This is a genomic window from Agrobacterium leguminum, assembly GCF_015704895.1.
Classification (GTDB): domain Bacteria; phylum Pseudomonadota; class Alphaproteobacteria; order Rhizobiales; family Rhizobiaceae; genus Agrobacterium; species Agrobacterium leguminum.
In genome coordinates, this window is record NZ_JADQWB010000012.1 from 40,781 (window position 1) to 67,714 (window position 26,934).

Annotated in this window: 23 protein-coding genes; 13 read left to right on the forward strand and 10 right to left on the reverse strand. The window is 60.4% G+C overall.

Annotation, left to right across the window (positions count from 1 at the left end; genetic code table 11):
• Positions 1–197: 197 nt before the first annotated feature.
• Complete coding sequence (locus I3J13_RS17405) at positions 198–809, reverse strand: biliverdin-producing heme oxygenase (RefSeq protein ID WP_020810167.1); 612 nt, start codon at positions 807–809, stop codon at positions 198–200.
• Between the two features lie 306 nt (positions 810–1,115).
• Between I3J13_RS17405 and I3J13_RS17410 the strand changes: the two genes are divergently transcribed.
• The 9 genes from I3J13_RS17410 to I3J13_RS17450 all read left to right on the forward strand — a co-directional run bounded on the left by I3J13_RS17410 (position 1,116) and on the right by I3J13_RS17450 (position 10,118).
• On the forward strand, positions 1,116–2,000 hold the full coding sequence (locus I3J13_RS17410; RefSeq protein ID WP_196379570.1) for a dihydrodipicolinate synthase family protein: 885 nt from the start codon (positions 1,116–1,118) through the stop codon (positions 1,998–2,000).
• Between the two features lie 21 nt (positions 2,001–2,021).
• Positions 2,022–2,678 carry a GntR family transcriptional regulator gene (locus tag I3J13_RS17415; RefSeq protein WP_020810165.1) on the forward strand — a complete coding sequence of 219 codons (657 nt, stop codon included), beginning with the start codon at positions 2,022–2,024 and terminating at the stop codon, positions 2,676–2,678.
• Between the two features lie 105 nt (positions 2,679–2,783).
• Positions 2,784–4,115, forward strand: a complete 1,332-nt coding sequence (locus tag I3J13_RS17420; protein WP_196379571.1) for an ABC transporter substrate-binding protein — start codon at positions 2,784–2,786, stop codon at positions 4,113–4,115.
• Positions 4,115–5,053 carry a carbohydrate ABC transporter permease gene (locus I3J13_RS17425; protein WP_142779712.1) on the forward strand — a complete coding sequence of 313 codons (939 nt, stop codon included), beginning with the start codon at positions 4,115–4,117 and terminating at the stop codon, positions 5,051–5,053. Before I3J13_RS17420 ends, I3J13_RS17425 begins: the two co-directional genes overlap by 1 nt.
• A gap of 14 nt (positions 5,054–5,067) precedes the next feature.
• Complete coding sequence (locus tag I3J13_RS17430; protein ID WP_031233854.1) at positions 5,068–5,889, forward strand: carbohydrate ABC transporter permease; 822 nt, start codon at positions 5,068–5,070, stop codon at positions 5,887–5,889.
• Between the two features lie 102 nt (positions 5,890–5,991).
• Positions 5,992–7,050: an ABC transporter ATP-binding protein gene (locus tag I3J13_RS17435; RefSeq protein WP_196379572.1), complete on the forward strand. Its 1,059-nt coding sequence runs from the start codon at positions 5,992–5,994 to the stop codon at positions 7,048–7,050.
• 20 nt (positions 7,051–7,070) lie between these two features.
• Entirely contained in the window at positions 7,071–8,030 is a 960-nt protein-coding gene (locus tag I3J13_RS17440) for a sugar kinase (protein WP_196379573.1), read from the forward strand.
• A gap of 142 nt (positions 8,031–8,172) precedes the next feature.
• Complete coding sequence (locus I3J13_RS17445; RefSeq protein WP_196379574.1) at positions 8,173–9,231, forward strand: P1 family peptidase; 1,059 nt, start codon at positions 8,173–8,175, stop codon at positions 9,229–9,231.
• 20 nt (positions 9,232–9,251) lie between these two features.
• The gene (locus I3J13_RS17450) at positions 9,252–10,118 is read left to right on the forward strand and encodes a D-amino-acid transaminase (protein WP_059755100.1); all 867 of its coding nucleotides are present in this window, start codon (positions 9,252–9,254) and stop codon (positions 10,116–10,118) included.
• Positions 10,119–10,125: 7 nt separating this feature from the next.
• On the opposite strand, the gene I3J13_RS17455 is transcribed toward I3J13_RS17450, so the two are convergent.
• From I3J13_RS17455 to I3J13_RS17485, 7 genes are all read right to left on the reverse strand, one after another.
• Positions 10,126–11,022: a LysR substrate-binding domain-containing protein gene (locus I3J13_RS17455; protein ID WP_196379575.1), complete on the reverse strand. Its 897-nt coding sequence runs from the start codon at positions 11,020–11,022 to the stop codon at positions 10,126–10,128.
• Between the two features lie 84 nt (positions 11,023–11,106).
• On the reverse strand, positions 11,107–12,618 hold the full coding sequence (locus I3J13_RS17460) for a serine hydrolase domain-containing protein (protein WP_196379576.1): 1,512 nt from the start codon (positions 12,616–12,618) through the stop codon (positions 11,107–11,109).
• Positions 12,619–12,857: 239 nt separating this feature from the next.
• Positions 12,858–13,598, reverse strand: a complete 741-nt coding sequence (locus tag I3J13_RS17465; protein WP_196379577.1) for an ABC transporter ATP-binding protein — start codon at positions 13,596–13,598, stop codon at positions 12,858–12,860.
• Positions 13,595–14,425, reverse strand: coding sequence for an ABC transporter ATP-binding protein (locus tag I3J13_RS17470; RefSeq protein WP_196379578.1), 831 nt, complete (start codon positions 14,423–14,425; stop codon positions 13,595–13,597). The genes I3J13_RS17465 and I3J13_RS17470 overlap by 4 nt, the downstream gene beginning before the upstream one ends.
• 3 nt (positions 14,426–14,428) lie before the next feature.
• Complete coding sequence (gene nikC, locus I3J13_RS17475) at positions 14,429–15,331, reverse strand: nickel transporter permease (protein ID WP_004433196.1); 903 nt, start codon at positions 15,329–15,331, stop codon at positions 14,429–14,431.
• Complete coding sequence (locus tag I3J13_RS17480) at positions 15,328–16,341, reverse strand: ABC transporter permease (RefSeq protein ID WP_004433194.1); 1,014 nt, start codon at positions 16,339–16,341, stop codon at positions 15,328–15,330. Before I3J13_RS17480 ends, nikC begins: the two co-directional genes overlap by 4 nt.
• Positions 16,342–16,343: 2 nt before the next feature.
• Positions 16,344–17,939 carry an ABC transporter substrate-binding protein gene (locus I3J13_RS17485; RefSeq protein WP_196379579.1) on the reverse strand — a complete coding sequence of 532 codons (1,596 nt, stop codon included), beginning with the start codon at positions 17,937–17,939 and terminating at the stop codon, positions 16,344–16,346.
• A 235-nt stretch (positions 17,940–18,174) separates the two neighbouring features.
• Here I3J13_RS17485 and I3J13_RS17490 point away from each other — a divergent pair, with 235 nt between their 5' ends.
• Positions 18,175–19,215 (forward strand): dipeptidase, encoded by a 1,041-nt coding sequence (locus I3J13_RS17490; RefSeq protein WP_196379580.1) that lies wholly within the window; start codon positions 18,175–18,177, stop codon positions 19,213–19,215.
• Between the two features lie 55 nt (positions 19,216–19,270).
• Here the strand turns inward: I3J13_RS17490 and I3J13_RS17495 are convergent, their stop codons facing one another.
• Positions 19,271–19,564, reverse strand: a complete 294-nt coding sequence (locus I3J13_RS17495) for a hypothetical protein (protein ID WP_020810151.1) — start codon at positions 19,562–19,564, stop codon at positions 19,271–19,273.
• A gap of 275 nt (positions 19,565–19,839) precedes the next feature.
• Between I3J13_RS17495 and mprF the strand changes: the two genes are divergently transcribed.
• The 3 genes from mprF (at position 19,840) to telA (ending at position 25,372) form a co-directional block, all read left to right on the forward strand.
• A complete protein-coding gene (gene mprF / locus I3J13_RS17500; RefSeq protein WP_196379581.1) occupies positions 19,840–22,440 on the forward strand; it encodes a bifunctional lysylphosphatidylglycerol flippase/synthetase MprF in 2,601 nt (866 codons plus the stop codon).
• Positions 22,437–23,822 (forward strand): virulence factor, encoded by a 1,386-nt coding sequence (locus I3J13_RS17505; RefSeq protein WP_196379582.1) that lies wholly within the window; start codon positions 22,437–22,439, stop codon positions 23,820–23,822. Before mprF ends, I3J13_RS17505 begins: the two co-directional genes overlap by 4 nt.
• 221 nt (positions 23,823–24,043) lie before the next feature.
• Entirely contained in the window at positions 24,044–25,372 is a 1,329-nt protein-coding gene (gene telA, locus I3J13_RS17510) for a telomere resolvase TelA (protein ID WP_196379583.1), read from the forward strand.
• A 99-nt stretch (positions 25,373–25,471) separates the two neighbouring features.
• Here telA and I3J13_RS17515 read toward each other — a convergent pair whose 3' ends face one another.
• Positions 25,472–26,758, reverse strand: a complete 1,287-nt coding sequence (locus I3J13_RS17515) for an MFS transporter (RefSeq protein WP_004433180.1) — start codon at positions 26,756–26,758, stop codon at positions 25,472–25,474.
• Between the last annotated feature and the right edge of the window lie 176 nt (positions 26,759–26,934).

Here is a 26,934-nt window from a genome sequence, read left to right on the forward strand (position 1 = left end):
CCGGCCTTGAGCCGGCATCCAGCCACGGCGCGTCTGCGCCGTGAGAGGAGCCTTTCGCGATCAAGGACTTGATCGCACTGGACCCCGGATCAAGTCCGGGGTGACGGTGCAGGGATTTTACGACTCAATCGAACACACACGTGCAACGGGGCACGTCTGCGCGATGAGGACAACAATCGCAAAGCTATGCCGAAATCTCAGACGAGGCGCTGCTGCGCATAGGCATGCACGGCCCGGAAAGCGGCTTCCGCACCGGCGATGACCCGCTCTTCCTCTTCGACTGTCAGCGAAATTTCATCGAGCGCGGCGGTGAAAGTGCGCCAGTGCAGGCCGCGTCCTTCCGGAGCGCCGGCCAGATGGCGCGCGCCGAAGTCTTCATTCAGACCAAGCTTGGCAGCATCTTTCAGCAGGAAAGCAGCGCCCAGATTGGAGCCTTCGACCACATAAAGCCAACCCATGGCCTCCGGCAGATCGAACGGCGTTTCACCGGTGAAGCGCGGCTCCGCCGTTTCGGGAATGGAAAGGCCGAGATCGGCAAGGTCCTGCTCGATCATGGAGAGACGGCGGCGGCCCTTGAGATCGGGAAGCAGGCCATCGAGCGTCGCATTTGAAAAGAAGACATCGAGGTCACGATGGAAAAGATATTGCGTTTCCACGAATTTACCGAAGTTCTCCCGGCTCTCGAACGGCTTCGATGCCATGATGAAAGCATCGAGATCGCCATGCGCGCCGCGCGTCGCAGCTTTCAGGCGCTTGACGCGGCTCTGCTCAATGTCTGCTACAGGCGCTGACGGCTCCGCAATGGTCATGATGATGGTCCCTTTATCCCTAATATTCAGATTGCTGATAAAAATCTTTACTCCAACAGTCAAATTTTATTTTCGCATTTATCCGCTCGCCCTGCAAAGAGCATAAGCCCGCTGTCGCCACGGTAAAGCAGCCCCCCTGCCCCTGTACAACCCTTCCATCCCAACGCCTCGCAGCATTGCCGCTCAACACACGACGAAGCGAATTCCTCGATTCCCATCTTCCGAACAATCAAACTGCAATTACCTCTTTACAACTAACATGTCAGTGCGTTATCAATGCGCAATCACCTTCGAGGAGCATCTTACTTGACCCAGAAATTCGGCCTTTCGGCAGCCCTGACCACCCCTTTCAAAAAGGACGGAACGGTCGATATCGACGCCATGATCGCCCATGCCCGACGCTGCCTCGCAAATGGCTGCGACAGCGTGACACTCTTCGGCACCACGGGCGAAGGATGCTCCGTCGGCAGCCGTGAACGGCAGGTCATTCTTTCCCGCTTCATCGAGGCGGGCGTTGCGCCTTCCCGTCTGGTCACCGGCGTTCTGGTGGATTCCATCGAGGACGCTGCCGACCAGTCGGCCGAGGCCCTGAAGGCCGGCGCCCGCAATATTCTTCTCGCTCCACCCTCCTATTTCAAGAATGTCGGCGATGACGGCCTGTTTGCCTGGTTCTCGGCGGTGTTCGAAAAGATCGGCAAGGAAGCACGCGATATTCTCGTCTACAACATCCCTTCCGTGACCATGGTGACACTGTCGGTCGAGCTGGTTGGACGGCTGAAAAAGACATTCCCCGGCATCGTCACCGGCGTCAAGGACTCCTCCGGCAACTGGAGCCATACCGAGCGCCTGCTGAAAGAACATGGCGATCTCGCCATCCTGATCGGCGATGAGCGCGATCTGGCGAAGGGTGTTCGCCTCGGCGGCCAGGGCGCGATCTCCGGCGTCGCCAATTTCCTGACACAGGAAGTCCGCGCCATGGCCGTTGACGGCAAGGACGACAAGCGCGTCGAAGATCTTGTTGTGGAACTTCTGAAATTCCCGGTTACGCCAGCGGTCAAGGTGCTGGTATCACACACGACAGGAGAAAATATCTGGGCGGATGTACGCGCGCCACTCGTCGCCATTTCGGCTGAAGACCGGCGGCGGATCGAAGGCGCATTCGACGCGCTGTTTCGCAAACAGGCCGCCTGAACAGACCTTGAAAGGTTGAGCATGGAAGATACCGGCGAACAGACATTGCGGGAACGGGCGTATGAAAGCTTTACGCATCACCTTCTCTCGCGCGACGTTCGCCCGGGGCAGTTCATCTCGCAACGCCGCCTCGTGGAATTGACGGGTCTGCCGCTGGGGGCGATCCGGGAGGCCATTCCACGGCTGGAGGCGGAAGGTCTGATCAAGACCGTGCCGCAGCGGGGGTTGCAGGTCGCCCATATCGACCTCAACCTTATCCGCGAGGCGTTCCAGTTCCGTATCTTTCTCGAAAAGGAGGCTGTCGCGCTCTTTACCCGCTCGGCCTCCGACGAGGCCATCGCAAAGCTCCTGAAACAGCATCGCGATATTGCCGAAGCGGCTGAAAATGGCGGGGAATCGCCGGAACTGGACGAGCATGCGCAGCAGGTGGACTGGGGCATGCACGACGCCTTCATCGATGCGCTCGGCAATTCGATCATCTCGAACGCCTACCGGGTCAATTCCATCAAGATGCGCCTTATCAATCAGGAGCGCTTCCGCATCGCCGGCCATGTGAAGTCGGTGATGAAGGAACATCTCGCCATTCTCGAGGCCATCGAGAGGCGATCCGTCGAAGACGCCGTGGAGCGGCTGACCGCCCATATCCGCAACGCAAGGGACAGGGCGCTGGCGGTTTAGGGCAATTCCGGCAGGGACTGAAGAGGGTCCTGTGCCGGGATTGCAGGAAAATAAGCAACAAGCCGGGGTGAGGAGAATTTCCGGCTAATCTGGAGGAGAACTGACATGACGCATTCATTGCTCAACCCCACGCGTCGCGCCTTTCTGGCAGGCACGGCGGCGCTTGGCGGCGGCGCGATGCTCGGCATTCGCCCGGCATCGGCAGCGGTGAACTGGAAAAAACACGCCGGCACCACGCTTGAAGTCAACCTCGTCAAAAGCCCGCGCAGCGAAACGCTGATCAAATATCTCGGCGAATTCGAAGAGCTGACCGGCATCAAGGTCAATGCCGAAGCCACCCCGGAACAGCAGCAGCGCCAGAAGGTGGTGATCGAGCTTTCCTCCGGCAAGCCGAGCTTCGATGTGGTGCATCTGAGCTATCACGTCCAGAAGCGCCAGTTCGAAAAGGGCAAATGGCTCGCCGATATCAGCGGCTTCCTGAAAGACCCGTCGCTGACCGATCCGTCGCTTGTCGAAAAGGATTTTGCTGACGCCGGCATGCTGTTTGCCAAGGATAGCGACGGCGTGCTGCGCTCGCTGCCCTTCTCGGTGGATTACTGGATCGTCTACTGGAATAAGGAACTCTTCGAAGCCAAGGGCCTGAAATACCCTGAGACCTTCGAGGAGCTGGTAACGGCGGCAGAAAAGATCACCGATCCCGCAACCAACACCTATGGTTTCGTGGCGCGTGGCCTGAAGAACGCCAATACCCCGGTCTGGACCTCGCTGATGCTGGGTTACGGCGCAAAGCCCATCGGCGCGGACGGCAAACTCGTTACCGAATCCAAGGAAGCGGTGGAAGCCGCCAAGCTCTATCAGCGCCTGATGACCAAAGCCGCCCCTCCCGGTGTCTCCGGCTTCAACTGGGCGGAAGCGCAGTCGGCCTTCCTGCAGGGCAAGATCGGCATGTGGTTCGATGGCGTCGGTTTTGCGCCGCCAATCGAGAACCCGGAAAAATCCCGCGTGGTCGGCAAGGTCGGTTATGGCGTCATGCCGAAGGGTCCTGCAACCCAGGCCGCCGGCACCTTCGGCGATGGTCTTGGTGTTGTCGAAGCCAGCAGCAAGAAGGAAGCTGCCTATCTCTTCTGCCAATGGGCGATTTCGCATGAAATGGGTGCACGTCTCCTGCAGGCCGGTGCGGGCGTTCCCTTCCGCCAGTCCATCCTCGAAGACCAGAAGGTGCGCGAAGGCGTGAAGATGCCGGCTGCCTGGCTGGATGCGGTCGTCGGTTCCGGCAAGGTCTCGCAGCTTGCGCTGCCCGTCATCATTCCGGTGACGGAATTCCGCGATATCTACGGCGTCGGCCTCACCAACATGATCGGCGGCGCGGATCCGGCAGCCGAACTCAAGAAGGCAACCGAACAGTTCGCACCCGTTCTGGCGCGTAGCGAGGGATAATGGCCTCCGTGAGCATCGAAAACACCAAAACAGGCGTCAGTCGTAAAGAAGGGAGCAGGCCGGCAAGGCTTGCTCCCAACTACTGGCCCTTTGTCATACCGGCACTTGTCGTCATATCAGCCGTGATCGTTTTTCCATGGGTGTTCACCCTCTGGATGAGCGCACATCGCTGGACGCTCGGACAGGAGCAGAGCTTTATCGGTTTCGAGAACTACATCCGGCTCGCCAGCGACGCCCGGTTCTGGGAATCGCTCTGGCACACGCTCATCTATACCGTGCTGTCGGTCGTCGCCCCACTATTCCTCGGAACATTGGCGGCGCTGGTTTTCGATGCGCAATTTCCGCTGCGCGGTTTCCTGCGTGGCGTCTTCGTCATGCCGATGATGGCGACCCCGGTCGCCATCGCGCTCGTCTGGACCATGATGTTCCACCCGCAGCTCGGCGTGCTGAATTATCTGCTCTCCTTCATCCACATCGGCCCGCTGGAATGGATTTACAACCAGTCCACCGTCATCCCCTCGCTGGTGCTGGTGGAGACCTGGCAATGGACGCCGCTCGTCATGCTGATCGTGCTCGGCGGGCTGGCCGCAGTGCCGCGCGAACCCTATGAAAGCGCGGAAATCGACGGTGCCAACGCCTGGCAGAAGTTCCGTTACCTGACCATGCCGATGATTGCGCCGTTCCTGATGATCGCCGTCATCATCCGCTCCATCGATGCCGTCAAAAGCTTCGACATCATCTATGCGATGACTCAAGGCGGACCCGGAACGGCGTCCGAAACCATCAATATCTATCTCTACAATACGGCATTCGCCTATTACGACATTGGTTACGGCTCGGCCATGGCCGTCGTCTTCTTCGTCATCATCGTGGCGCTCTCCTTCGTGCTTTTGATGGTGCGCCAGCGCTCGCAATGGAACGAGATGGAGGATCGCTGATGAGCCGCCAGATTCTGAAACGCAAGACGCTTGATCGCATCGGCCTGTTCTTCGTGGCGCTGGTGATGATCTCGCCGGTCATCCTGTTCTTCATCTGGATGATCTCGCTGTCGCTGAAATATGAAATCGACAACGGCGCCTACCCGCCGATCCTCATTCCCGAACGCTTCGCCTGGTCGAATTATGTGAAGGTGTTCGAGGAGAATAATTTCTTCCTCTATTTCTGGAATTCGGTCCTCGTCACCGGTGCCGCCACCATTCTGGCGCTGGTGATCGGCGTACCCGCCGGTTACGGCATCGCGAGGCTGAAGGCGGAAAAATCCGCCGTCGTCATCATGATCGCCCGCATGACGCCCGGCCTCTCCTTCCTCATTCCGCTGTTCCTGCTGTTTCAATGGCTGAACCTCTTGGGCACACTCTGGCCGCAGATCATCATCCATCTGGTGGTGACGGTTCCGATCGTCGTCTGGATCATGATCGGTTATTTCGAGACCACGCCGAAGGAGCTGGAAGAGGCGGCTAGCATAGACGGCGCATCCTCCTGGCAGGTGTTCCGGCTGGTGGCGCTGCCGATCGCCAAGCCCGGCATCGTCGTCTCCTTCATCCTCGCGGTCATCTTCTCGTGGAACAACTTCGTCTTCGGCATCGTGCTGGCCAGCCGTGAAACGCGCACCCTGCCGGTCGCGGTCTACAACATGCTGTCCTTCGAACAGGTGAGCTGGGGTCCGCTTGCCGCCGCAGCTCTGATCGTGACGCTGCCGGTGCTGCTGCTGACCATGTTCGCACAGAAACAGATCGTGGCGGGCCTGACCGCCGGCGCCGTCAAGGGCGGCTGAACCTAACGAAGGGCATTCCATGCCCTTACTCTTTTAACGCAATTCCGGACGCAAAACCGCGACGCACTTTTGCTGGAATTGCTCGTAACGGGAACCAAAAACATGGCACCGGTCAATATCCTGAACGTCCAGAAGCGCTTCGGCGCGGTCAACATCATCCACGGCATCGATATCGACATCAAGGATGGCGAATTCGTCGTGCTCGTTGGCCCTTCCGGCTGCGGCAAGTCCACCCTGCTGCGCATGATCGCCGGGCTGGAAGAGCTGAGCGATGGCGAAATCCACATCGGCGCGCGCGAGGTCAGCAACCTGCCCGCCCGCGACCGCGATATCGCCATGGTCTTCCAGAACTACGCCCTTTATCCGCACATGACGGTGAAGGACAATATGGGCTTCGCGCTGAAGCTGAAGAAGGTGAGCGCCGAGGAAACCAAGGCCAAGGTCGACAGGGCCGCCGCCATTCTGGGGCTGGAAAAGCTGCTGGACCGTTACCCGCGCCAGCTTTCCGGCGGCCAGCGCCAGCGTGTCGCCATGGGCCGCGCCCTGGTGCGCGATCCGCAGGTCTTCCTGTTCGACGAGCCGCTTTCCAACCTCGACGCCAAGCTGCGCGTGCAGATGCGCGGCGAGATCAAGGCCATGCACCAGCGCATCGGCACGACCACCATCTATGTTACCCACGACCAGGTGGAAGCCATGACCATGGCCGACAAGATCGTGGTGCTGCATGATGGCGTCATCGAGCAGATCGGCGCGCCGCTTGAGCTTTACGACAATCCCGCCAATCTCTTCGTCGCCGGTTTCATCGGTTCGCCCGCCATGAATTTCATTCGCGGCCGCGTCGAAGAAGGTGTGTTCCGCACCGCCAAGGGCCTTAGCCTGCCGCTGCCCGCCAATGCCGATATCGGCACGCTCGGCGGCCGCGATCTCGTTTATGGCGTGCGGCCGGAACATATCCGCGCCGCTGAGACCGGCATCGAAGGCCGGGTCGAACTGGTCGAAGGCACCGGCTCGGAAATCTACGCCAAGCTCAATTGCAAGGGCGACGACATCGCCTGCCTGTTCCGCGAGCGCCTCAATGTCCGCTTCGGCGATACGATCCATATTGCCATCGATCCGGCAACCGTGCATCTGTTCGACAAGGACAGCGGCAAGCGTATCTGAACACGGCAGGAGCGAAGAGAATGGTGAAGGAACCGGGCGGCAAGCATGTGCTCTGCGTCGGAGCCGCCGTGCTTGACACCCTGTTTCGCGTGCATGAGATGCCCAAGGGCGAAGGCAAGGTTCTGCCCTACGAGATGTTGCAGATTGCCGAAGGCATGGCGTCAAGCGCCGCCTATGCCGTCCATCGCATGGGCGGCCGCGCCAGCCTGTGGGGCGCGGTGGGCGATGACGAAACCGGCACCCGCATCCTGCGCGATCTCGCCGAAAGCGGCATCGATGTTGCCGGCATGACCCTTGCCGCCGGGGCGCGCTCGGCACTATCGACGATCATCATCGATGACCGGGGAGAACGGCTGATCGTGCCTTTTTACGATCATCGCCTGCATGAAAAAAAACGCTCCTGTACGCCGGAAGATATTGCCCCCTTTGATGCCGTTCTGGTTGATGTTCGCTGGCCGGAACTGGCGCTCGATGTTCTGACTGTGGCACGCACTCTGGGCAAACCAGCCATTCTGGATGGTGACGTTGCACCCGTCGAAACCCTTGAGAAGCTGGCCCCCGCCGCAACCCATATCGTCTTTTCCGAACCCGCCGCCGCCCGGCTGACGGGCATCGAAACTGTAAAAGACATGCTACCGGTGCTACACGCCCGCTATCCGCAAACCTTTATCGCCGTCACCGCCGGACCGGCGGGCTGCTGGTGGACGGAGGCCGGCGATCCGACCGTGCATTTCCAGACGACGATGCAGATTAAGGCAGTGGATACGCTGGCGGCGGGCGATATCTTTCACGGCACCTTTGCGCTGGCGATGGCTGAAGGCATGGAAAGCCGTGCGGCCATCCGGCTCTCCTCCGTTGCCGCCGCGCTTAAATGCACGATCTTCGGCGGCCGCATCGGCGCACCCACGCGCGAAGAGACCGAGGAAGCCATGCGGCAATGGCTGGAGCGTGAAGGCGAACCCACGCTGCGCGCCTCCTGAGCGCATCCATTGCCCGCATAAAACTATTCCATTTTTGCGATGCCGTTTCGCGGAGAACTAGGCTAACGTTCGGACAGGCAAAGCTTTTCGCAAGCCGCGTCTGCTCCAATTTCAGCCTGCATTCCGCAAAAGTGATCGCCCGATGCATCAGACGACCCGCCCGAGACTGCGCGATATCGGTTTCCGGCCCGGCCATTTCGAGACCGGCCCGCTCAACGCCATCACCGATGTCGAAGGCGTGACCATCGGCCATTCGACCGTCATCGAAGGCGACACGATCCGCACCGGCGCAACCGCGATCCTTCCGCATGGCGGCAATCTGTTTCAGGACAAGGTGCCCGCCGCCTTCGCCGTCTATAACGGCTTCGGCAAATTTGCCGGATCGACCCAGATCGAGGAACTGGGCGAGCTCGAAACACCCATCATCCTCACCAATACGCTGGCAACGGGCCGGGCAATCGAGGCGATCAATCGCCATACTCTGGCACAGCCGGGCAATGAGAAAGTCGTCTCGATCAATGCTGTCGTCGGAGAGACCAACGATTCCCGCCTGAACGACATCCGTGCCGGCCGCCCGACGGTCGATGAAATATCAGCCGCGTTGGCAAATGCTGCAACAGGCCCGGTGGCCGAGGGCGGCGTGGGTGCCGGAACCGGTACGGTCGCCTTCGGCATGAAGGGCGGCATCGGCACCGCATCCCGCATCGTCACCATCGCCGGAAAGACCTATACGCTCGGCGTGCTGGTACAATCCAATTATGGCGGCCATCTGCTGGTCTGTGGCAAGCCCTATGTCAGCCCAGAGCATAAGGACAAGGACGGCTCCATCGTCATCGTGGTCGCCACCGACGCGCCGCTCTCCTCCCGCAATCTGAAGCGTCTGGCGGCCAGAAGCTTCGGCGGGCTGGCCCGCACGGGCGCCGCACTCAGCAATGGTTCCGGCGACTACGCACTGGCATTCTCCACCGATGAGCGCCTTCGCCGCACGCCTGCGCGCCGCAAGGCCGTCGCAGAATACCCGGAACTTTCCAACGATGCGATTTCGCCGCTCTTCGAAGCCGCGATAGAGGCGACGGAGGAAGCGATCCTCAATTCGCTCTGCGCGGCCAATACGACCACGGGCTTCAATGCCGGCACCGGCAAGGCCTCTAGGGTCGAGGCCATTTCCATCGACGCCCTTAAAACCCTTCTTTCAGCCTGACTTTTCCAGACGGAGTTTTCATGACTAGCCCATCCGGTCGCATCGTTTACGTCAACGGCGAATTCCTGCCCGAAGCGGACGCCCGCCTTTCCATCTTCGACCGCGGTTTCCTGTTTGGCGACGGCATTTATGAAGTTACCTCCGTTCTGGAAGGCAAGCTGATCGACAGTGACCTGCACATGGCCCGGCTGGAGCGCAGCGCCCGCGAAATCGACGTGCCGCTGCCGGTCACCACGAAAGAGATCGTCGAGGCAGAGCGCCGGCTGATTGCCGACAACAATCTCGTCGAAGGCATGATCTACCTGCAGCTGACGCGTGGCGCCGAAGACCGCAATTTCCTGTTCTCCGCCGATCTGAAGCCGACGCTTGTCATGTTCACCCAGGCCAAGAAGCTGATCGGCACCCCGGTCGAAGAAGCCGGCATCGCCGTCAAATCGGTTCCCGACCAGCGCTGGGAGCGCCGCGATATCAAGACCGTCTGCCTTCTGCCGCAGGTCATGGCCAAGCGCATCGCCAAGGCCGAAGGCTGCGACGAGGCGTGGATGATCGAGGATGGTTTCGTCACCGAAGGCGCGTCCTCGACCGCCTATATCATCACCGGCGACAAAAAGATCATCACCCGCGGCAACAGCAACAAGACCCTGCCCGGCTGCACCCGCCTCGCCGCCCTGCAGCTGGCCAGGGAAGCCGGCTTCACGCTGGAAGAGCGGCCCTTCACGCTGGAAGAGGCGCTGAATGCCGATGAAGCCTGCCTGACCAGCGCCTCCAACTTCGTGGTTTCAGTGACGAAGATTGACGGCAAGCCGGTTGGCAATGGCAAGCCCGGCCCGCTCGTCAGCCGTCTGCGCGCGCTCTATCTGGAAAACGCCCGCCGCACAGCGATTTAAGCAAACATCAGCCTTCGAGAACCGCCCATATACGCTCGACCACGGGCCGGCGGTTCTCCTTGGAACGATAGAGCCGGATATCGACGGCAATATCGAAACTCTCATCGGCGGCACGCACCAGCGCGCCGCTATCCAGCTCCTGCCGCATCAGACTTTCCGGCACCCAGGCGACACCCCAGCCGGCCATCGCCATGGCTTTCAGCCCCACCGACATGCTGCCCTCATGCACGCGCTCGAATTGCGGCAGGCGCGCGCTCAGCAGATCGCGCAGCAACGGCCCGAAGAACGAGGCCTTTTCATAGTCCAGATAGGCAAAGGGTTTTCGCGCATTTTCCACCAGTTCATGCAGCGGTGAACCACCTTTCGCCGGCGCGGAAACGGGAATGATGTTTTCCGCACCCAGCACGCGGAACTCGAAGGTCTGCGCATCGAGCAGCATCGGCACTTCGGGATGGGCATAGGTCAAAAGGAAATCGCTCTGCCCATCCACCAGCGAATTGAGGTTTTCCTCCATGCTGCCGGAATCCGGCCTCAACACCGAAAACAGCGGTCCCGCCTTTTCGTTCACCCGCTTCAGCCAGTCGGGAAAGAAGGTGAAGGACAGGGTATGCAGCGCCGTCAGCCGCACCGTTCTGGCGTCCGCCCCCTCTTCCTGAAGAAGCGTGCGCCGGGCATGATAAAGCTGCTTCAGCGTTTCCTGCGCCACCGGCACGAATTTCACACCCGCTTCGGTCAGCCGGGAAGGATAGGAAGCGCGGTCAACCAGCGTCGCGCCCACCCAGGCTTCCAGCTGCTTGATGCGCCGGCTGAAGGCGGATTGCGTCACATGCCGCTCATCCGCCGCCTTCGAAAAATTGAGCGTTCCGGCCAGCGCCAGGAAATCCTCGAGCCATTTGACTTCCACGGCTCACACTCCCACCAACAACATCCTATCCGTTCATTCGGAAAGCGTCTTTATTAGGAGCAATGGAACGTGAATGAAACTCTTTTAAAGAGCCCTTGAATATTCGATCATCCGCGCCCGGCTGGAAACCAGCTCGATCCGATCATCGCCCAGACGATTGAGGCAAACACGCTTCGTCCATGGCCCGTCAATCAGCGTGAAGAGGAAACGGCCATTGCCGAGCGCCTTCAGAGGCATGCTGCGACGCGTCGGGCCGATGCCCATCGTCAGCAACGAGCCGCTGATCGAAAATTCGGCGCCCTCATCGGAGCGCCATGATCCTGAAAGATCATCCGGCACCGCATGATCGCCGACCGGCAGGAAACGGCGGGCGGCGTGACCGGCCTCACCGACAATGGCGTCACCGTCTAACCTGAGACGCATCGGAGAAGATGCGGAGCGGGAAGATACCCAGCCATTGACATCTTCATAGAGCGTGTCGTCGCCATCGATGAAGGTGGATGCGCTGCCCTTGATTTCCAGCCACCACGGTCCGCTTTCGGTCAAGTAAAGGCCTTCCGGCAGGCTGGCGGCGGGCTTGGGCAAAGGCAGGCCGGTGAGGGCCGCCATGCTTTCCAGCGCGATCTTGAAGCCGTTGGTATCCTCACGGTTCGACACCACGACGAAACCCGTTCCGTTTTCTGGATCGAGCAGGAAATAGGTCTTATAACCCGGATGCGAACCGCCGTGACCGACGAAGCGCCTGTCGCCGAGATGCGACCAGCGCAGGCCGAGGCCATATTCGCTCATCCGCCCATCGGCGAGCGGCCGCTCAGTCGAAAGCGCGTCAAGAACACCCGCGAAGCTTCCCTCGCCCCGCATCAGACCCTGCAACCAACGGGTAAGTGCTTCGGCGCTGCCCGCAAGGCTACCCGAAGCGGAAATATGCAGACCGGCGGCCGAAAGCTGCCAGTTGTCTTCGGCTTTCCAGTAACCCGGCACGAGGCCATCGACCGGATCGTTCCAGACATCCGGCGCCTTCAGGAACACGCCGAAGGGGCCGGCAATCTGCGTCTGCATGAAATCGTCGAAACGGAAACCCCGGCGCTTCAGCGCCGCCTCCACCAGACGATAACCGGTATTGGAATAGGACACCTCACTGCCGGCATCGAAATTCAGCCGCGTCAGCCGCGACAGGTATTCGAGAAGCGGGCCGGCCTTCGTCTCCGTGTAAACGGAAAGGCCAAGCAGCGAGAGGCATTCGCGCGTATCCGGCAGGCCGCCGCTCATATCCAGCGCCTGCCCCACCGTCACCTCACGGAGCGGCGATTGCAGCTCCGGCAGATGCTTGCCGAGTGTATCGTCAAGCCCGATCAGATCGGAATGGGCAAGCACCATGGCGCAGAAGGCATGTTTGGTGACGGAGGCATAACGCACCACGCTCTGCGGCGTGAAAGGTGCGAATGTCGAAAGGCTCTCGACACCGCCCGCATGGGCGAAACGGATACCGTTGAGATCGAAACCGATGACCGCCCCACCCGGCTCGTTACCCGCCCATTGCGAGACGAAGGTCTCGGCAAGCGTTGAAGCGGCGTTCCAGTCGAATTGCTGTGGCATGGTTCGGTCTCGTATCTCTATTGCAGCGTGCGAGGACAACGGTTTTGTCACCGGCATCGCCGCTTGTTTCTTCTCCCCGCCGGGGAGAAGGTGGCCCGAAGGGTCGGATGAGGGGGCGACGTTACCGAATTTCGGAGAGCTTGCCCCCTCATCCCGCTGCCGCGACCTTCTCCCCGGCGGGGAGAAGAAGCGAGCAGCACCCACTCGATTCATTAGCAACCTCGGTTAGGCGGCCGACCTCAGGCCGGCTCTTCCAGCCGGATGCTCAGGCTGCGCAACTCTTCCGTATGCGAATGTTTGGTCCGGCCGTCACGCAGATCGTCCGCACTCAGCTGCTCCACCATTTCCCCGTTCAGCATCACGCCAACCTGCGGGCACAGATGCGCGATAACAGCCAGATTGTGGCTGACGAGAATATAGGTGAGGTTGCGCGCCGCACGCAGGTCCTGCAACAGGTTCAGGATTTCCGCCTGCACCGACACATCGAGCGCCGAAGTCGGCTCATCCAGCAGCAGCACCTGTGGGTCGGCAATCAACGCACGGGCAATCGCCACGCGCTGGCGCTGGCCGCCGGAAAGCTGGTGCGGAAAACGGAAGCGCACGGCCTGCGGCAGAGCCACATCCGAGAGCGCTTGCTGGATGCGCTTTTCGATATTGTCCATGCCGTGCACCAGCGGCAATTCGCTGAGAATGCGGTCAATGGTCTGGCGCGGATGCAGCGACCCGTAGGGATCCTGAAACACCATCTGCACCTGCCGGAAAAATTCCGGCGTGCGCTTCAGCGGTGCATCCTTGCCGGCAAAGGCGATGCGGCCTTCCCAGCTTTCGTTGAGGCCCGCCATGGCGCGCAGGATGGTGGACTTGCCTGAGCCGCTTTCGCCGACGATGCCGAAGCTGCCGCCCTTCTCAACCGAAAAGGACACGCCTTTCACGACTTCGCGGTCGCCGAACTTGATACGGAGATTGTCGACGTCGATCATTGGCTGGACCACGCTGCATCACGGTTGAGAACGGGAAGACGCTCGCGCGGATGCGTCAGCGAGGGAATGCAGTTTAAAAGTCCCTGCGTGTAAGGATGCTGGGCCTTCAAAAGCTCGGAAGCCTTCAGTTCCTCCATCACCCGGCCCGAATACATCACGGCGACGCGGTCACAGAAATGCGAGACGAGCGGCAGGTCGTGGCTGATGAGAATGAGGCCCATGCCGCGTTCCGATACCAGCTCCTCGATCAGCCGCAGGATTTCCGCCTGCACCGTGGCGTCGAGCGCGCTGGTCGGTTCGTCGGCGATCAGAAGTTCCGGATCGGGCGCGAGCATCATGGCGATCATCACGCGCTGGCCCATGCCGCCGGAAACCTCATGCGCATAGGACGAGGCAACCTGGCGCGGATTGCGGATCTTCACCTGATCGAGCAGGCCGATTGCCGCTTCCATCGCGGCCCGCTTGCTGCCGCCCTTGTGGGTGCGCCAGGCTTCGGCCACCTGCGCGCCGATGGTCTTCACCGGGTTCAGCGAATACTTCGGGTCCTGCAGGATGAAACCCGCCCGCTTGCCGCGGATCTGGCGCATCTGCCTTTCGCTGGCGGACAGCACATCGATGCCGTCAAAGGCCAGCTTGTCGGCCCTGATATCGGCATTGGAGGGCAGAAGCTTCATCAGCGCGCGCGCCGTCAGGCTCTTGCCGGAGCCGGATTCGCCGACGATGCCGAGCTTTTCTGTGCCGAGCTTCATCGACACACCACGCACCGCCTCGAAACGGCTGGTGCGGGTCTGGAAAGCGATCTTCAGATTTTCGATTTCGACCAGCATGGCTCAATGTCCCTTCGGGTCGAGAACGTCGCGCAGGCCATCGCCAAGGAAGTTAAAGGCGAGCGAAACGAGGAAGATGGCAATGCCGGGAATGGTGGCGACCCACCATTGTTCGAAGATGAAGCGCTTGGCGGTGGCGATCATCGCACCCCATTCCGGCGAAGGCGGCTGCGCACCCATGCCGAGGAAGCCAAGGCTTGCGGCGGTGATGATGATCGAGCTCATGTCGAGCGTGATGCGCACGATAAGGCTCGGCACGCAGAGCGGTGCGATATGCCGGGCGATGATGCGCCAGGCGGAAGCGCCGGTCAGGCGATAGGCCGCAACGAAATCACTGCCGCGCACCGTCATGGTTTCGGCGCGGGCCAGACGCGCATAGGGCGGCCATGCGGTGAGCGCGATGGCGAGAATGGCGCTTTCAACGCCGGGCTTCAGTGCCGCAACAAAGGCCAGCGCGAGGATGAGGCGGGGGAAAGCCAGGAACACATCCGTCACCCGCATCAGCACCGTATCGACGATACCGCCGAAATAACCGGCGATGCAGCCGATGGCGAGGCCGATGGGTGCGACGAGAACGACAACGGCGATGACCATGCCGAGCGTGACACGGCCGCCATAGAGAATGCGCGAGAGAATATCGCGGCCGAGCTCATCCGTACCGAACCAGTGTTCGGCGCTCGGAAACGCCAGACGGTTGCCGAGGTTCTGCGTCGCCGGATCGTAAGGCGCGAGCAGCGGCGCCAGCAGCGACAGCGCGATGAAGAGAACGATGATCGTAAGCCCGATCACCGCCAGCGGATTGGACTTCAGGTTGAGCCAGATGCGATACCGGTTTCCCCAGGCAGCCTGTGTGCGGGAATGCGGCGTCTCATCCAGCGCCCAGTTTCTGAAATTAGCTAACATCATCGAACGCGAGGATCCATAACTCTGTAAAGCACGTCTGCGAGCAGGTTGAGGGCGACATAGATGAAGCCGATCAACAGGGTTGCTCCGACGACGGGGTTCATGTCCGCGTTCATGAGCGAGACGGTGAGATATTGGCCAAGGCCCGGCCAACTGAACACGGTTTCCGTCACCACGGCGCCTTCGAGAAGACCGGCATAGGTGAGCGCGAGAACCGTGATGAGCTGCACGGCGACCGTCGGGAAGGCATGGCCCCAGATGACGGTCATGGCCGAAAGCCCCTTGGCGCGGGCGGTGATGACATATTCACCCTTCAGCGCATCGATCATGAAGGCGCGCGTCATGCGGGTGATATAGGCCATGCTGAAATAGGCAAGGATGCAGACGGGCTGCACCATATGGGCGATGGCGTCGTAAAAGGCGTCCCAGTCGCCGGCAAGCAGCGTATCGACCGTCATCAGGCCGGTGACCTGCGTGATCATGCCGTCATAGATGATGTCCTGCCGGCCCGGCCCCGGTGCGACGCCAAGCGTGGCGTAAAAGACGAGCAGCGAAATCAGCGCCAGCATGAAGACCGGTACGGAGTGACCGGCAAGGCAGACGACGCGGATGACCTGATCGGTCAGCTTGCCCTGCTTGACGGCTGCCCAGACACCGAGCGGAATGCCGATCAGCGCTGCAAGGATGAGGGCTGCGGTGGCAAGTTCGAAGGTGGCGGGGAAAACGCGCTTGATATCGATCCAGACCGGATTGCGGGTCAGGATCGAATTGCCGAAATCGCCATGCAGGACCTGCGAGACATAATGGAAGAACTGCACGACCAGCGGCTGGTCGAGACCCATTTCGGCCCGCACGCGCACGATGACGTCTTCGGGCGCATTGTCGCCGACCGCCGCGATGACGGGATCGACAGGCATGACGCGCCCGATCATGAAGGTGATGACCATCAAACCGAACAGCGTCAGGATGACGCTGCCCAGTATCGACGATATGCTTTTAACGCGCTTGTTCAATGTCACGCTTTCTTCGCATCGTGGTAGGAATTGCCCTCGGAGAGAACGCCGAGTTCGAAACCGGAAACACCCTTGCGGAAGGCGGCCGTCTTCGTGGTCTGGAACATGAACACGAAGGGGCTGTTTTCCATGTGCTCGCGCTGCAGGGCTTCATAAAGCTCCACGCGCTTTGCCGGGTCCTTCTCGTCACGGGCGGCCTCCGCCTTGGCGGCGAAGTCGTCGTTCTTGAAGCGCGAACGCCACAGGAAGGGCTTCGACTTGGCGTCGTCGCCATTGTCCTTGTTGATGTTGAAGACATCGGCGTTGGAATGCGGATCGAAATAATCCGTGCCCCATGCGGAAAGCGCCATCTGATGCTCGCGGGCGCGCATCTTGGTCAGAACCTGACGGTTTTCCGCTGACTGCAGGCGCAGCTTGATGCCGATATCGGCAAGGTTTGCCTGAATGGCCTGCGCCAGATCCGGGTAAGGCTGGGCGGAATAGTGATCCATACTGATCTCGAAACCATCGGCAAGGCCGGCTTCCGCCATCAAAGCCTTGGCCTTTTCGACGTCGCGCTGGTACGGAATGTCGTTGACGGCGCCGGGGAAGCCCTTCGGCTCGAAGCTCTGGTGAATTTCGTGCGTCAGCGGCACGATGTTTTCCTGCATGCCCTTGTAGTCCAGCGCCCACTTGATGGCCTGCCAGACCTGCGGCTTGGCAAGGTTCTCATTGCCCTGGTTGAGCGAGATCAGCACCAGCGAGGCAATGGACTTGCGCTCCAGTTCGATATTCGCATCGTCCTTGACGGTGCGCAGCTGCTCCGAGGTCAGGTCGCGGGCAATATCGATATCGCCCTTCTGCAGCATCAGAAGCTGCGAGGACGGATCGGTGACATGGCGCAGGATGATGCGCTTGATATTGCCCTTGTAAGGACCGTTCGGGTTGACGGTGAGTGCGACGCTTTCGCTCGGCTTCCAGGCCTGCAGCACGAAGTCGCCGGAGCCAGCGCTGTTCTTCTGCAGCCAGCCATTGCCGAGGTCTTCGCCCGAAGCATTGGCGAGAACCGCCTTCTTTTCGACGATCGCGCCGATATTGGCGGAGAGGCAATAAAGCAGGAAGGAGATGGCTGTCGGCTTTGCCGTCGTCAGCTTCACCGTCTTGTCATCGGCGGCAACGATGGTCGTCTCGGCATTATCAGGCGTGAAGCCGAACTGGCTGATGATGAAGGCCGGGCTCTTGTTCATCTTGATGGCGCGCTGCAGCGAGAAGGCGACGTCTTCCGCCGTGACTTTCGCGCCGCTCGCGAAGGTCGCTTCGTCACCGATCGTGAAGGTGAAGACCTTGCTGTCCGCATCGGCTTCCCAGGATTTCGCGATGACCGGATCGACCTTGGTGGAATCCTCGCGGTTGGCGCGCACCAGCTTCTGATACATGTTGGAGATGATTTCACCGCCGACGGCTTCGAAACCTTCATGCGGGTCAAGGCTCGTCATATTGTCCAGCTGCTGGGCGACAACCAGAATATCCTTCGGCGTCGCGGCAAAGGCCGGAATGCGCGCATAGGACAGGAACGGAACGGCAGCGCCGGCAATCAGCAGGTTGCGTCTTGAAATCATCGAAAATCCCCTTTCGGACCTTATTTTTCGGAAAACGGTATGGGTTTGCCCCAATCCAGTCATTTTTTTTATGTTTTCCCGCGATTACCACGAGCAAACGAGGCCCGACCAATTCCAAATTTGGCAGAGCCTATGCACGGATTGCATTTGCTCCCGCCTTGACCTTTCCTCTACCAATTCAGAAAACTCGTCCGCACGCGCGTCCGCGCAATCCCATTTCCGAAGGTGAATGACCATGACCGATCAAAAAACCGTACCCGTCTTCGACGGCCACAACGACGTGCTTCTGCGGTTATGGCGATCGGGCAATGCTTCCCCCGAAACGCTTCTCATCGAAGGGGATACCGTCGGCCACATCGACCTGCCGCGCGCCAAGAAAGGCGGGCTGGCCGGTGGCCTCTGCGCCGCCTATGTGCCTTCGCCCAGCATGGACAAGGACGCTAATGGCGACTACCCGACACCGACCGAAGCGGATGCGCTGAAGGCGACGCTTGCCATGGCCGGCCTTTTGTTCCGGGCAGAGAAACAATCCGCAGGCGCGCTGAAGGTCTGCCGCACGGCCGCCGATATCCGCGACGCCATGGCGAAAGGCGCTTTCGCTTCCGTCTTCCATATCGAAGGTGCGGAGGCGATCAGCGCCGATCTGGATGCTCTCCACGTTCTCTACGAAGCGGGCCTGCGCACGCTCGGGCCGGTCTGGAGCCGCCCGAACATCTTCGCTTACGGCGTTCCCTTCCGTTTCCCCTCGACGCCGGATATCGGCCCCGGCCTCACGGATGCCGGCAAGCGGCTGATAAAGACCTGCAACGAGCTGAAGATCATGGTCGACCTGTCGCACATGAACGAACAGGGTTTCTGGGACATTGCCGGGATTTCCGACGCGCCGCTGGTGGCTTCGCACTCCAACGCCTATGCGCTCTGCAATCACAGCCGCAACCTGACGGACCGGCAGCTTGACGCCATCCGCGACACGGGCGGCCTCGCAGGCATCAATTTCGGCGTTCTGTTCCTGCGGCAGGACGGCGTGAAAAATCCGGATACCGATCTCAACGAACTCGTCCGCCACGTGGACTATATCGTCAACCGGATCGGCATCGATCACGTCGCGCTCGGTTCGGATTTCGACGGCACCACCATTCCCGCCGCCATGAAGGACGCAGCCGATCTGCAATTGCTGGTCGAAGCCCTGCGCAACGGTGGTTATGACGACGAGGCGCTTGCCAAAATCTGCCACGGCAACTGGATCCGTGTGCTGGAAAAAACCTGGGGCGCGTGAGGCATATTGCAATTTATCTCCGGCGCAAAGCGCCGGAGATGTGAGCGGCAGGCCCTTAAGCCTTTGCCGCTTTTTTCTTGCCGGTCGCCCGGAAAGCCAGAAGCCCGGCGACGACACCGATCATCGCCCATTTCATCGGCAGCACATCCGCCGTCTCGCTGCGGATCGGCAATACGGTCACGGTGCCCGGACGGGATTCATAACCCATCTGCCCTTTCGCCTTGGCTTCCGCGATCTGTTGCGGCGAAACGACCCATTCGGCGCCGCGCATCTTATCCACCGCCATGTATCCGCCGCCCGCCACGAGGGCAACGACGAGCGAAACTACTATTCTTGTGGGCGTGTTCATTGGCATCTCCTTCAATAGCAAGGAGCGTGTAGTCGCATCAAACGGCACCACCAAGCAACCGCAACGGTCAATTTGGCGTCATTCGGAACAATCCCGTCAATCATGCATTCCATAGTTGCATTTTCCGCCCCAAACCCGGTGAAATTCACGCATGATCGGACATAAACTTCACATCGACACTTCATGCTTTTCTGCTAATCACATTTCCTCAACCGAAACGAATTAGCGACACAATCCTGTGGTTCGCCAACAGGAACTGGCGCTGGGCAAAGTAAATGGCAGACAAGAGCGAAATTACACAAACCGATGTTACGGAATCCGCGGTTGAAAGCTTTTTTGCCAGAAACCGCCCCTATCTGACCGCGATCGCCATTACGCTGGTCTTCGTGATGATGACCTTCGCCATCTATCACCTGACCTCCGAAGTCCGCTATGACGACGTCATCGATGCGCTGACGCAGACCTCGGCCTCGGCGGTGCTGCTCGCCATCGTCTTCACCGCGCTCAGCTTTCTGGCGCTGATATTCTACGACGCCAATGCCATCGAATATATCGGCCGCAAGCTGCCCTTTCCGCCCATGGCGGCAACTGCGTTTGCAGCCTATGCCATTGGCAATACTGCCGGTTTCGGCCCCTTGAGCGGTGGCGCCATCCGCTTTCGCGCCTATTCCCGGCTGGGTCTGTCACCCGGCGAAATCGCCCGCGTCATCGCCTTCGTCACGCTGTCCTTCGGGCTTGGGCTGCTTTCGGTCAGCGCCATCTCCACCTTCATCGTCGCACCGCGCATCGCCGCCATCATCGGCGTCGATGCTGCTGTTCTCAGGGGTGCAGCGCTTGCCATAATCGCGGTTCTCGTGGTGGCGGCCTATGTCGGGCGCAACGGGCACGCCATCCGGCTCGGCGCATGGCGGCTTCGTCTCCCGGACAGCCGGACATCATCGCGCCAGTTCCTCGTCTCCGCCTTCGATATCGCCGCCTCCGCCTCCGTGCTTTATGTCCTCCTGCCCGACACACATCTCGGCTGGCCGACATTTTTCGCCATCTACGCCACCGCCGTCGGCCTCGGCGTCCTCAGCCATGTGCCCGCCGGCCTTGGCGTCTTCGAAACCGTCATGGTTGCGGGGCTTGGCAACGCCATCAGCGTCGATCAGCTGCTCGGAAGCCTCGTTCTCTACCGCGTGATCTATCACGTCCTGCCGCTGGTGGTGGCCATTCTGGTCATGCTCGTCTCGGAGATGAAACAGTTCGCGGCAAAGCCTGTTGTCTCCGATATCAGCCAGCTTGCCGTGCGGCTCGCGCCGCCGCTGCTATCGACCTTCGCGATGATCCTCGGCACCATGCTGATCTTCTCGAGTGTGACGCCGACACCGGACAGCAATCTGGATTTCCTCTCCAATTTCGTACCGCTTCCCATCGTCGAGGCGGCGCATTTTCTGACGAGCATTCTCGGCCTCGTGCTCGTCGTTGCCTCGCGCGGCCTCGGGCAGCGGCTGGACGGCGCCTGGTGGATTGCGCTGGTCGCCGCCTCGCTGGCGCTGGTCCTCTCGCTCCTCAAGGCCATCGCCGTGTTCGAAGCCGCCATCCTCGGCGTCTTCATCGCAGCCCTCTCCGTCAATATGCGCAGCTTCAACCGCCATGCCTCGCTGGTGAAGCAGGCGCTTGGGCCAAGCTGGCTCGCCGCCATGGCCGTCATCATTGCGGGCGCGGCGACAATCCTGCTCTTCGTCTATCGCGATACGGATTACAGCCAGACATTATGGTGGCAGTTCGAATTCTCCGAGGAAGCGCCGCGCGGATTGCGCGCCCTTCTCGGCCTCGTGCTCGCCTCCTCCACCATCGCCATCTTCAGCCTGATGCGGCCGGTGGCCTTCAGGCCGGACGCCATCAAGGCCGATGACGTCACGAGTGCGACCGGCATCGTCATGACACAGGATGCGGCCGACGCCAATCTGGTGCGCATGGGCGACAAACACGTGATGTTCTCCGAAAGCGGCAACGCCTTCATCATGTATGGGATTCAGGGCCGTTCATGGATCGCCTTCGCCGATCCGGTCGGCGACGAGGATGATTTTCCGGATCTGGTCTGGCAATTCGTGGAAGCCGCCCGTGGCGCCGGCGCGCGCGCCGCCTTCTATCAGATTTCGCCTTTCCTCCTCTCCCATTGCGCCGATGCGGGCCTGCGCGCCTTCAAGCTCGGCGAACTGGCATTGGTCGATCTCACCGCATTCGAACTGAAGGGCGGCAAGCTTGCCAATCTTCGCCAGTCGCTGAGCCGCGGCGCGCGCGACGGACTGACCTTCGAGGTGGTCGAGCAAGCGCAGGTGCCAGATATTCTGGATGAGCTGAAACAGGTCTCAGATGGCTGGCTCGCCCACCACAATACCCGGGAAAAGCGCTTCTCGCTTGGCGCTTTCGAGCCGGATTACATCCTGTCGCAACCCGTCGCCGTGCTGCGCAAGGATGGAAAGATCACCGCCTTCGCCAATCTGATGGTGACGGACACGAAAAAGGAAGCCACCGTCGACCTCATGCGTTTTTCGCCGGATGCGCCGCGCGGCTCGATGGATTTTCTCTTCGTCAGCATCATGCAATATCTGCGCGAGGCGGGCTATGAGAGCTTCAATCTCGGCATGGCCCCCATGTCCGGCATGTCGAAACGCGACGCCGCCCCCGTTTGGGACCGCATCGGCAGCACGCTGTTCGAGCACGGCGAACGGTTCTACAACTTCAAGGGACTTCGCGCCTTCAAGGCGAAGTTCCACCCGAAATGGGAGCCGCGTTACCTTGCCGTGCAGAACGGCGCAGACGCCGCTCTGGCGCTGATGGATGCGACGGTTCTCATCAGCGGCGGCGTCAGAGGAGTGATCGGAAAATGAGAAAATCCAGCATGCTGAAAGCGGTTCTTGCCGCCTCCGCCCTGTTCGTCTCCCCCTTGTTCGTTTCTGGCGCCGTTTTTGCGCAGGACAAGCCCGCTTACGAGACCGGCATGATCCCCGCCGGACACATCATGGTGCCGGACGGCGATATCCTCGCCAGCGTCTTCCTGATTTCCGATGCGGACGGATGGACGGCCGCCGATGAGACCCGCGCCAAGACGCTGGTGGAAAAGGGCGCTGCCGTGGTCGGCATCGACTTCAAGGAATATCTGAAGGCGCTCGAGGCCGATGATGACGAGTGCATCTATATGATCTCGGACATCGAGTCGCTCTCGCAGCAGATTCAGCGCACCGCCGGCACGAGCAGCTATCGCCAGCCCATCCTCACCGGCATCGGCAAGGGCGGAACGCTGGCGCTGGCGATGATTGCGCAGAGCCCCGTCTCTACCGTCCGGGAAGCCATTGCCGTCGACCCCAAGGCCGGCCTGCCGCTTGAGAAAATCCTCTGCACCCCCGCCACCAAGGACAAGGCGGATGGCGAAACGGTCTATGGCCTGACCGACGGCCCGCTGCCTGCCCCCGTCAGCGTGCTGTTCACGCCTGCCGCGGATCAGAAGGGCCGCGACCACGTCAATGCGCTCGTCAAGCTGCATCCCGATATCGACGTGACGGATGTGGATGACAAGGCGGACGAGGTTCTGACCCAGACCCTGTCCGACCAGATCGACGCCGCAGGCGACACCGACAGCCCGCTCGGCCTGCCGATCAAGGTTCTGGAAACCAGCCCGGTGATGGACACCATGGCGGTGATCTATTCCGGCGACGGCGGCTGGCGCGATCTCGATGAGGAAGTCGGCGGCGCCTTCCAGAAGGAAGGCATACCCGTCATCGGCGTCGATTCGCTCCGCTATTTCTGGAAGGAAAAGAAACCGCAGGAGGTCGCCACCGATCTCGGCCGCATCATCGACACCTATCGCAAGGAATGGAAAGTGCGCAATGTGGTGTTGATCGGCTATTCCTTCGGTGCCGATATTCTTCCCGCCACCTATAATCTGCTGCCAGACCGCGACAAGTCGCATGTCGTGCAACTGACCCTGATGGGACTTTCGACCGAAGTGGATTTCGAGATTTCCGTCGAAGGCTGGCTTGGCGTTGCCGGTGAAGGCAAGGGCGGCAAGACGGTGGATGACATCGCCAAGATCGATCCGAAGCTGGTGCAATGCATCTATGGCACGGAAGAAGAAGATGAAGACCCCTGCCCCGGCCTGAAAGCCAAGGGCGTGGAAGCGGTCGGCATCGAGGGCGGCCACCATTTTGACGAGGACTATGAGGGACTGGCCAAGCGTATCGTGACCTCGCTGAAGACCCGGCTGCCGAAATAGCCTGCATCACCACAGGCCGATATTCCGCATCTCGGATAATCTTTGACGGCGAACGCATCGCCGATGCTTCTTCGCGTCGCGGCCGTGCTTGCGGAATCGCTTAAACTATTATTCAAAAGAAACCGGCCTGCAGTGGATGTTCATCACATTTCCGCAACCGTGCTGCTGTTGATCGCCAACCATGGATTTTATATTTCCGGCCGGGTTCAGGGAGCCGCCGCATGCCCGCTTCAAAGCGAAAAACGAAAACACCAGTCCTCGTGGAACGCATCGATCATTTCGTCAGCCAGGTCAAAGAGGCGATGAAGAGCGATGACACGCTGCGCAATAGAAAAATCCGCGATCTGTGGGATGCCGAGGTCCGCTACCATTTCGACAATGGCCGCACCGAAAAGACGCTCGAACTCTACATCATGAAATATCGCAATGCGCTGAAGGCCGAGTTCGGCGTCAAGAGCACACCGCTTGCCATCTGCAACATGAAGAAGCTGCGCGAGCGGCTGAACACCTATATTGCCCGCGCCGACTATACGAAAACCGGTGTGGCGACCTCCATCGTCGAGAAAATCGAGCGGGCGGAGTTCAATACCGCCGGCCGCAAGCCGACCGTTCTGCTGCGCATCGCGGATTTCATTTCGGCGATGAACGGCATGGCAACGAAAGAAGAGATGCAGACCCTGTGGAATGCTGAAATCAGCACCATGAAGGGCAGAGCCCAGACCACGATCATCTCCTACATCACCAAATATCGTAACGCCATCCGCGAGGCCTTCGGCGACGACCACCCGATGCTGAAGATAGCCACCGGCGATGCCGCGATGTATGACGATGCACGCCGGGTGAAGATGGAGAAGATCGCCAGAAAGCACGGCGCGCTGATCACCTTCGAGAATTATCGGCAGGTTCTGAAGATTTGCGCCGATAAGCTCCTGTCCGCCGATCCCCTGATGATCGGCATCGGCCTGATCGGCATGACGGGACGCCGCCCCTACGAGGTCTTCACCCAGGCAGAATTTTCACCTGCCCCCTATGGCAAGGGCGTCTCCAAATGGAGCCTCCTGTTCAACGGCCAGGCCAAGACGAAACAGGGCGAAGGAACGAAATTCGGGATTACCTATGAAATCCCGGTGCTTGCCCGCTCGGAAACCATTCTGGCCGCCTACAGGCGTCTGCGCGAAAGCGGGCAGGGAAAATTGTGGCATGGCATGTCGATCGACGATTTTTCGTCGGAAACCCGCCTGCTGCTCAGGGACACGGTTTTTAACCTGTTCGAGGATCTCTGGCCGAAGGAAGAACTTCCCAAGCCCTATGGCCTCCGGCACCTCTATGCAGAGGTGGCCTTTCACAATTTCGCGCCGCCGCATGTGACCAAGAACAGCTACTTCGCCGCCATTCTCGGACATAACAACAACGACCTCGAAACCTCGCTGTCCTATATGACCTATACGCTGCCGGAAGATCGCGACGATGCGCTGGCACGGGCCAAACGCATCAACGAACGGACGTTGCAGCAGATGGCGACAATAGCGCCGGTGTCCCGCAAGGCATGATGCGTTAAAGTGATTTTCCGGGCGTAAAGCCGCTCGGCAGCTTTGCCGGAAATGCTTCGGCCGCGGATTTCAGTTCTCCGCGGCCGGCCGTTTCATTCATCAAGCCCGCGCGTCACCGGAGGTGCGGTAAAGCAGGGTCAATACCGTCAGCATCAGCCCCACAAGTGCGACCGAGCCGAAAATGTAGAAATTCCACTCGGGCGCCAGACCCCGCTGCAGCACGAGGCCGCCGATCATCGGGCCGGCAATGCCGCCGAGCCGCCCGACCGCGAGCGAGAAGCCGAGACCCGTACCGCGAATATGAACGGGGTAGAGCCGTCCCACCAGAACATTGGCGAGAATCTGGGTGCCGATGGTGCCCGCACCCGCAAGGGCGACGAAGGCATAAAGAAGCGGACCCTTGTTCACCGTCAGGGCGAAGATCGAGGCGGCGCCGATGGCAAACAGGATCGCCACGACCACCTTGACGTTGCCCTTATCCGCAAACCGCCCGCCGATGAGGATGCCGATCGCAGCCCCGACATTGAGCATGACGGAAAAGCTGAGCGCCGAACTGATGTCATAACCCATCTTGTTCATGATGGTGGGCAGCCAGTTGACCATGCCGAAGGTGAGAAGCAGCGAGCAGAAGTGGATGCCCCAGGCATTCAGCGTCGAGAGCAACCGGCCTTCCGAGAACAGCGCGCCGACACCGCCCTTTTGAATTTTCGCATGCGGCACGATGCGTTGCAGACCGTAGCTGTCGCAAATGCCGTCAGCCTCCGCCTGCCGGCCCTTGCTTGCCAGCCATTCGGGCGATTCCGGCAGGAACCGCATGAAGATCGGCAGAAGAATAAGCGGCAGGCCGCCGATCAGCATCAAAGGCCGCCAGCCATAGGTCTCCAGAAGAAGGATGCCCATGACGCCGGAAATGATACCGCCGATAAGATAACCGAGGAAAGACAGGGAATTGGCCTGCGCCCTGCGATGCGGCGGCGAAAATTCCAGCACCAGCGCGGTGACCGTCGGCAAAAGCGCGCCAAGCCCGAGACCGGCGAAGAAGCGCGTGATTTCGAAGGCGAGAAAATTCGGCGTCATGGCCGAGGCAATCATCATCGCCGAAAAGCCGGCGAGGCTGAGAAGAACCACCTTGCGGCGGCCGATGCGGTCGGCCATGGTGCCGGCAAATAGCGCGCCGAGCAGCATGCCCACCAGCGTCAGCGCGGCAGCGCGCCCGACCATGGCCGGGTTGAGCGCCCATGCGCTTTCTTTCAAGAGTGCCGGTGCGACGGCGCCATAAACGACCAGATCGTAACCGTCAAACATGATCATCAGGCCGCATGTCGCGATAACGCCGGCCGGGTTCTTCGTCCGCGCTGACGCGGCGCTCAGATAATTCGTGGACATGTTCCTCCCTTTCACGCATGAACGCGCCATCCGGTATGGATAAGCGTCTCCCGTTCCTGCGATATCCTCCGTGAGTGCCCGGCGTGCTCCACACTGATATGTGTCCTGCTCCTGTCAAGCACATATCGCCAGCATCACCCGCCTTCGATTAAATGTTGCATTTGCAAAAATTGCAA

Coding starts and splice junctions, on each gene's coding strand:
- I3J13_RS17425 (WP_142779712.1), top strand. CDS start 4,115: ATGGCCTCCGTGAGCATCGAAAACACCAAAACAGGCGTCAGTCGTAAA.
- I3J13_RS17460 (WP_196379576.1), bottom strand. CDS start 12,618: ATGCCACAGCAATTCGACTGGAACGCCGCTTCAACGCTTGCCGAGACC.
- I3J13_RS17405 (WP_020810167.1), bottom strand. CDS start 809: ATGACCATTGCGGAGCCGTCAGCGCCTGTAGCAGACATTGAGCAGAGC.
- mprF (WP_196379581.1), top strand. CDS start 19,840: ATGGCAGACAAGAGCGAAATTACACAAACCGATGTTACGGAATCCGCG.
- I3J13_RS17515 (WP_004433180.1), bottom strand. CDS start 26,758: ATGTCCACGAATTATCTGAGCGCCGCGTCAGCGCGGACGAAGAACCCG.
- I3J13_RS17470 (WP_196379578.1), bottom strand. CDS start 14,425: ATGCTGGTCGAAATCGAAAATCTGAAGATCGCTTTCCAGACCCGCACC.
- nikC (WP_004433196.1), bottom strand. CDS start 15,331: ATGATGTTAGCTAATTTCAGAAACTGGGCGCTGGATGAGACGCCGCAT.
- I3J13_RS17440 (WP_196379573.1), top strand. CDS start 7,071: ATGGTGAAGGAACCGGGCGGCAAGCATGTGCTCTGCGTCGGAGCCGCC.
- telA (WP_196379583.1), top strand. CDS start 24,044: ATGCCCGCTTCAAAGCGAAAAACGAAAACACCAGTCCTCGTGGAACGC.
- I3J13_RS17465 (WP_196379577.1), bottom strand. CDS start 13,598: ATGATCGACGTCGACAATCTCCGTATCAAGTTCGGCGACCGCGAAGTC.
- I3J13_RS17495 (WP_020810151.1), bottom strand. CDS start 19,564: ATGAACACGCCCACAAGAATAGTAGTTTCGCTCGTCGTTGCCCTCGTG.
- I3J13_RS17485 (WP_196379579.1), bottom strand. CDS start 17,939: ATGATTTCAAGACGCAACCTGCTGATTGCCGGCGCTGCCGTTCCGTTC.
- I3J13_RS17505 (WP_196379582.1), top strand. CDS start 22,437: ATGAGAAAATCCAGCATGCTGAAAGCGGTTCTTGCCGCCTCCGCCCTG.
- I3J13_RS17415 (WP_020810165.1), top strand. CDS start 2,022: ATGGAAGATACCGGCGAACAGACATTGCGGGAACGGGCGTATGAAAGC.
- I3J13_RS17490 (WP_196379580.1), top strand. CDS start 18,175: ATGACCGATCAAAAAACCGTACCCGTCTTCGACGGCCACAACGACGTG.
- I3J13_RS17435 (WP_196379572.1), top strand. CDS start 5,992: ATGGCACCGGTCAATATCCTGAACGTCCAGAAGCGCTTCGGCGCGGTC.
- I3J13_RS17445 (WP_196379574.1), top strand. CDS start 8,173: ATGCATCAGACGACCCGCCCGAGACTGCGCGATATCGGTTTCCGGCCC.
- I3J13_RS17450 (WP_059755100.1), top strand. CDS start 9,252: ATGACTAGCCCATCCGGTCGCATCGTTTACGTCAACGGCGAATTCCTG.
- I3J13_RS17420 (WP_196379571.1), top strand. CDS start 2,784: ATGACGCATTCATTGCTCAACCCCACGCGTCGCGCCTTTCTGGCAGGC.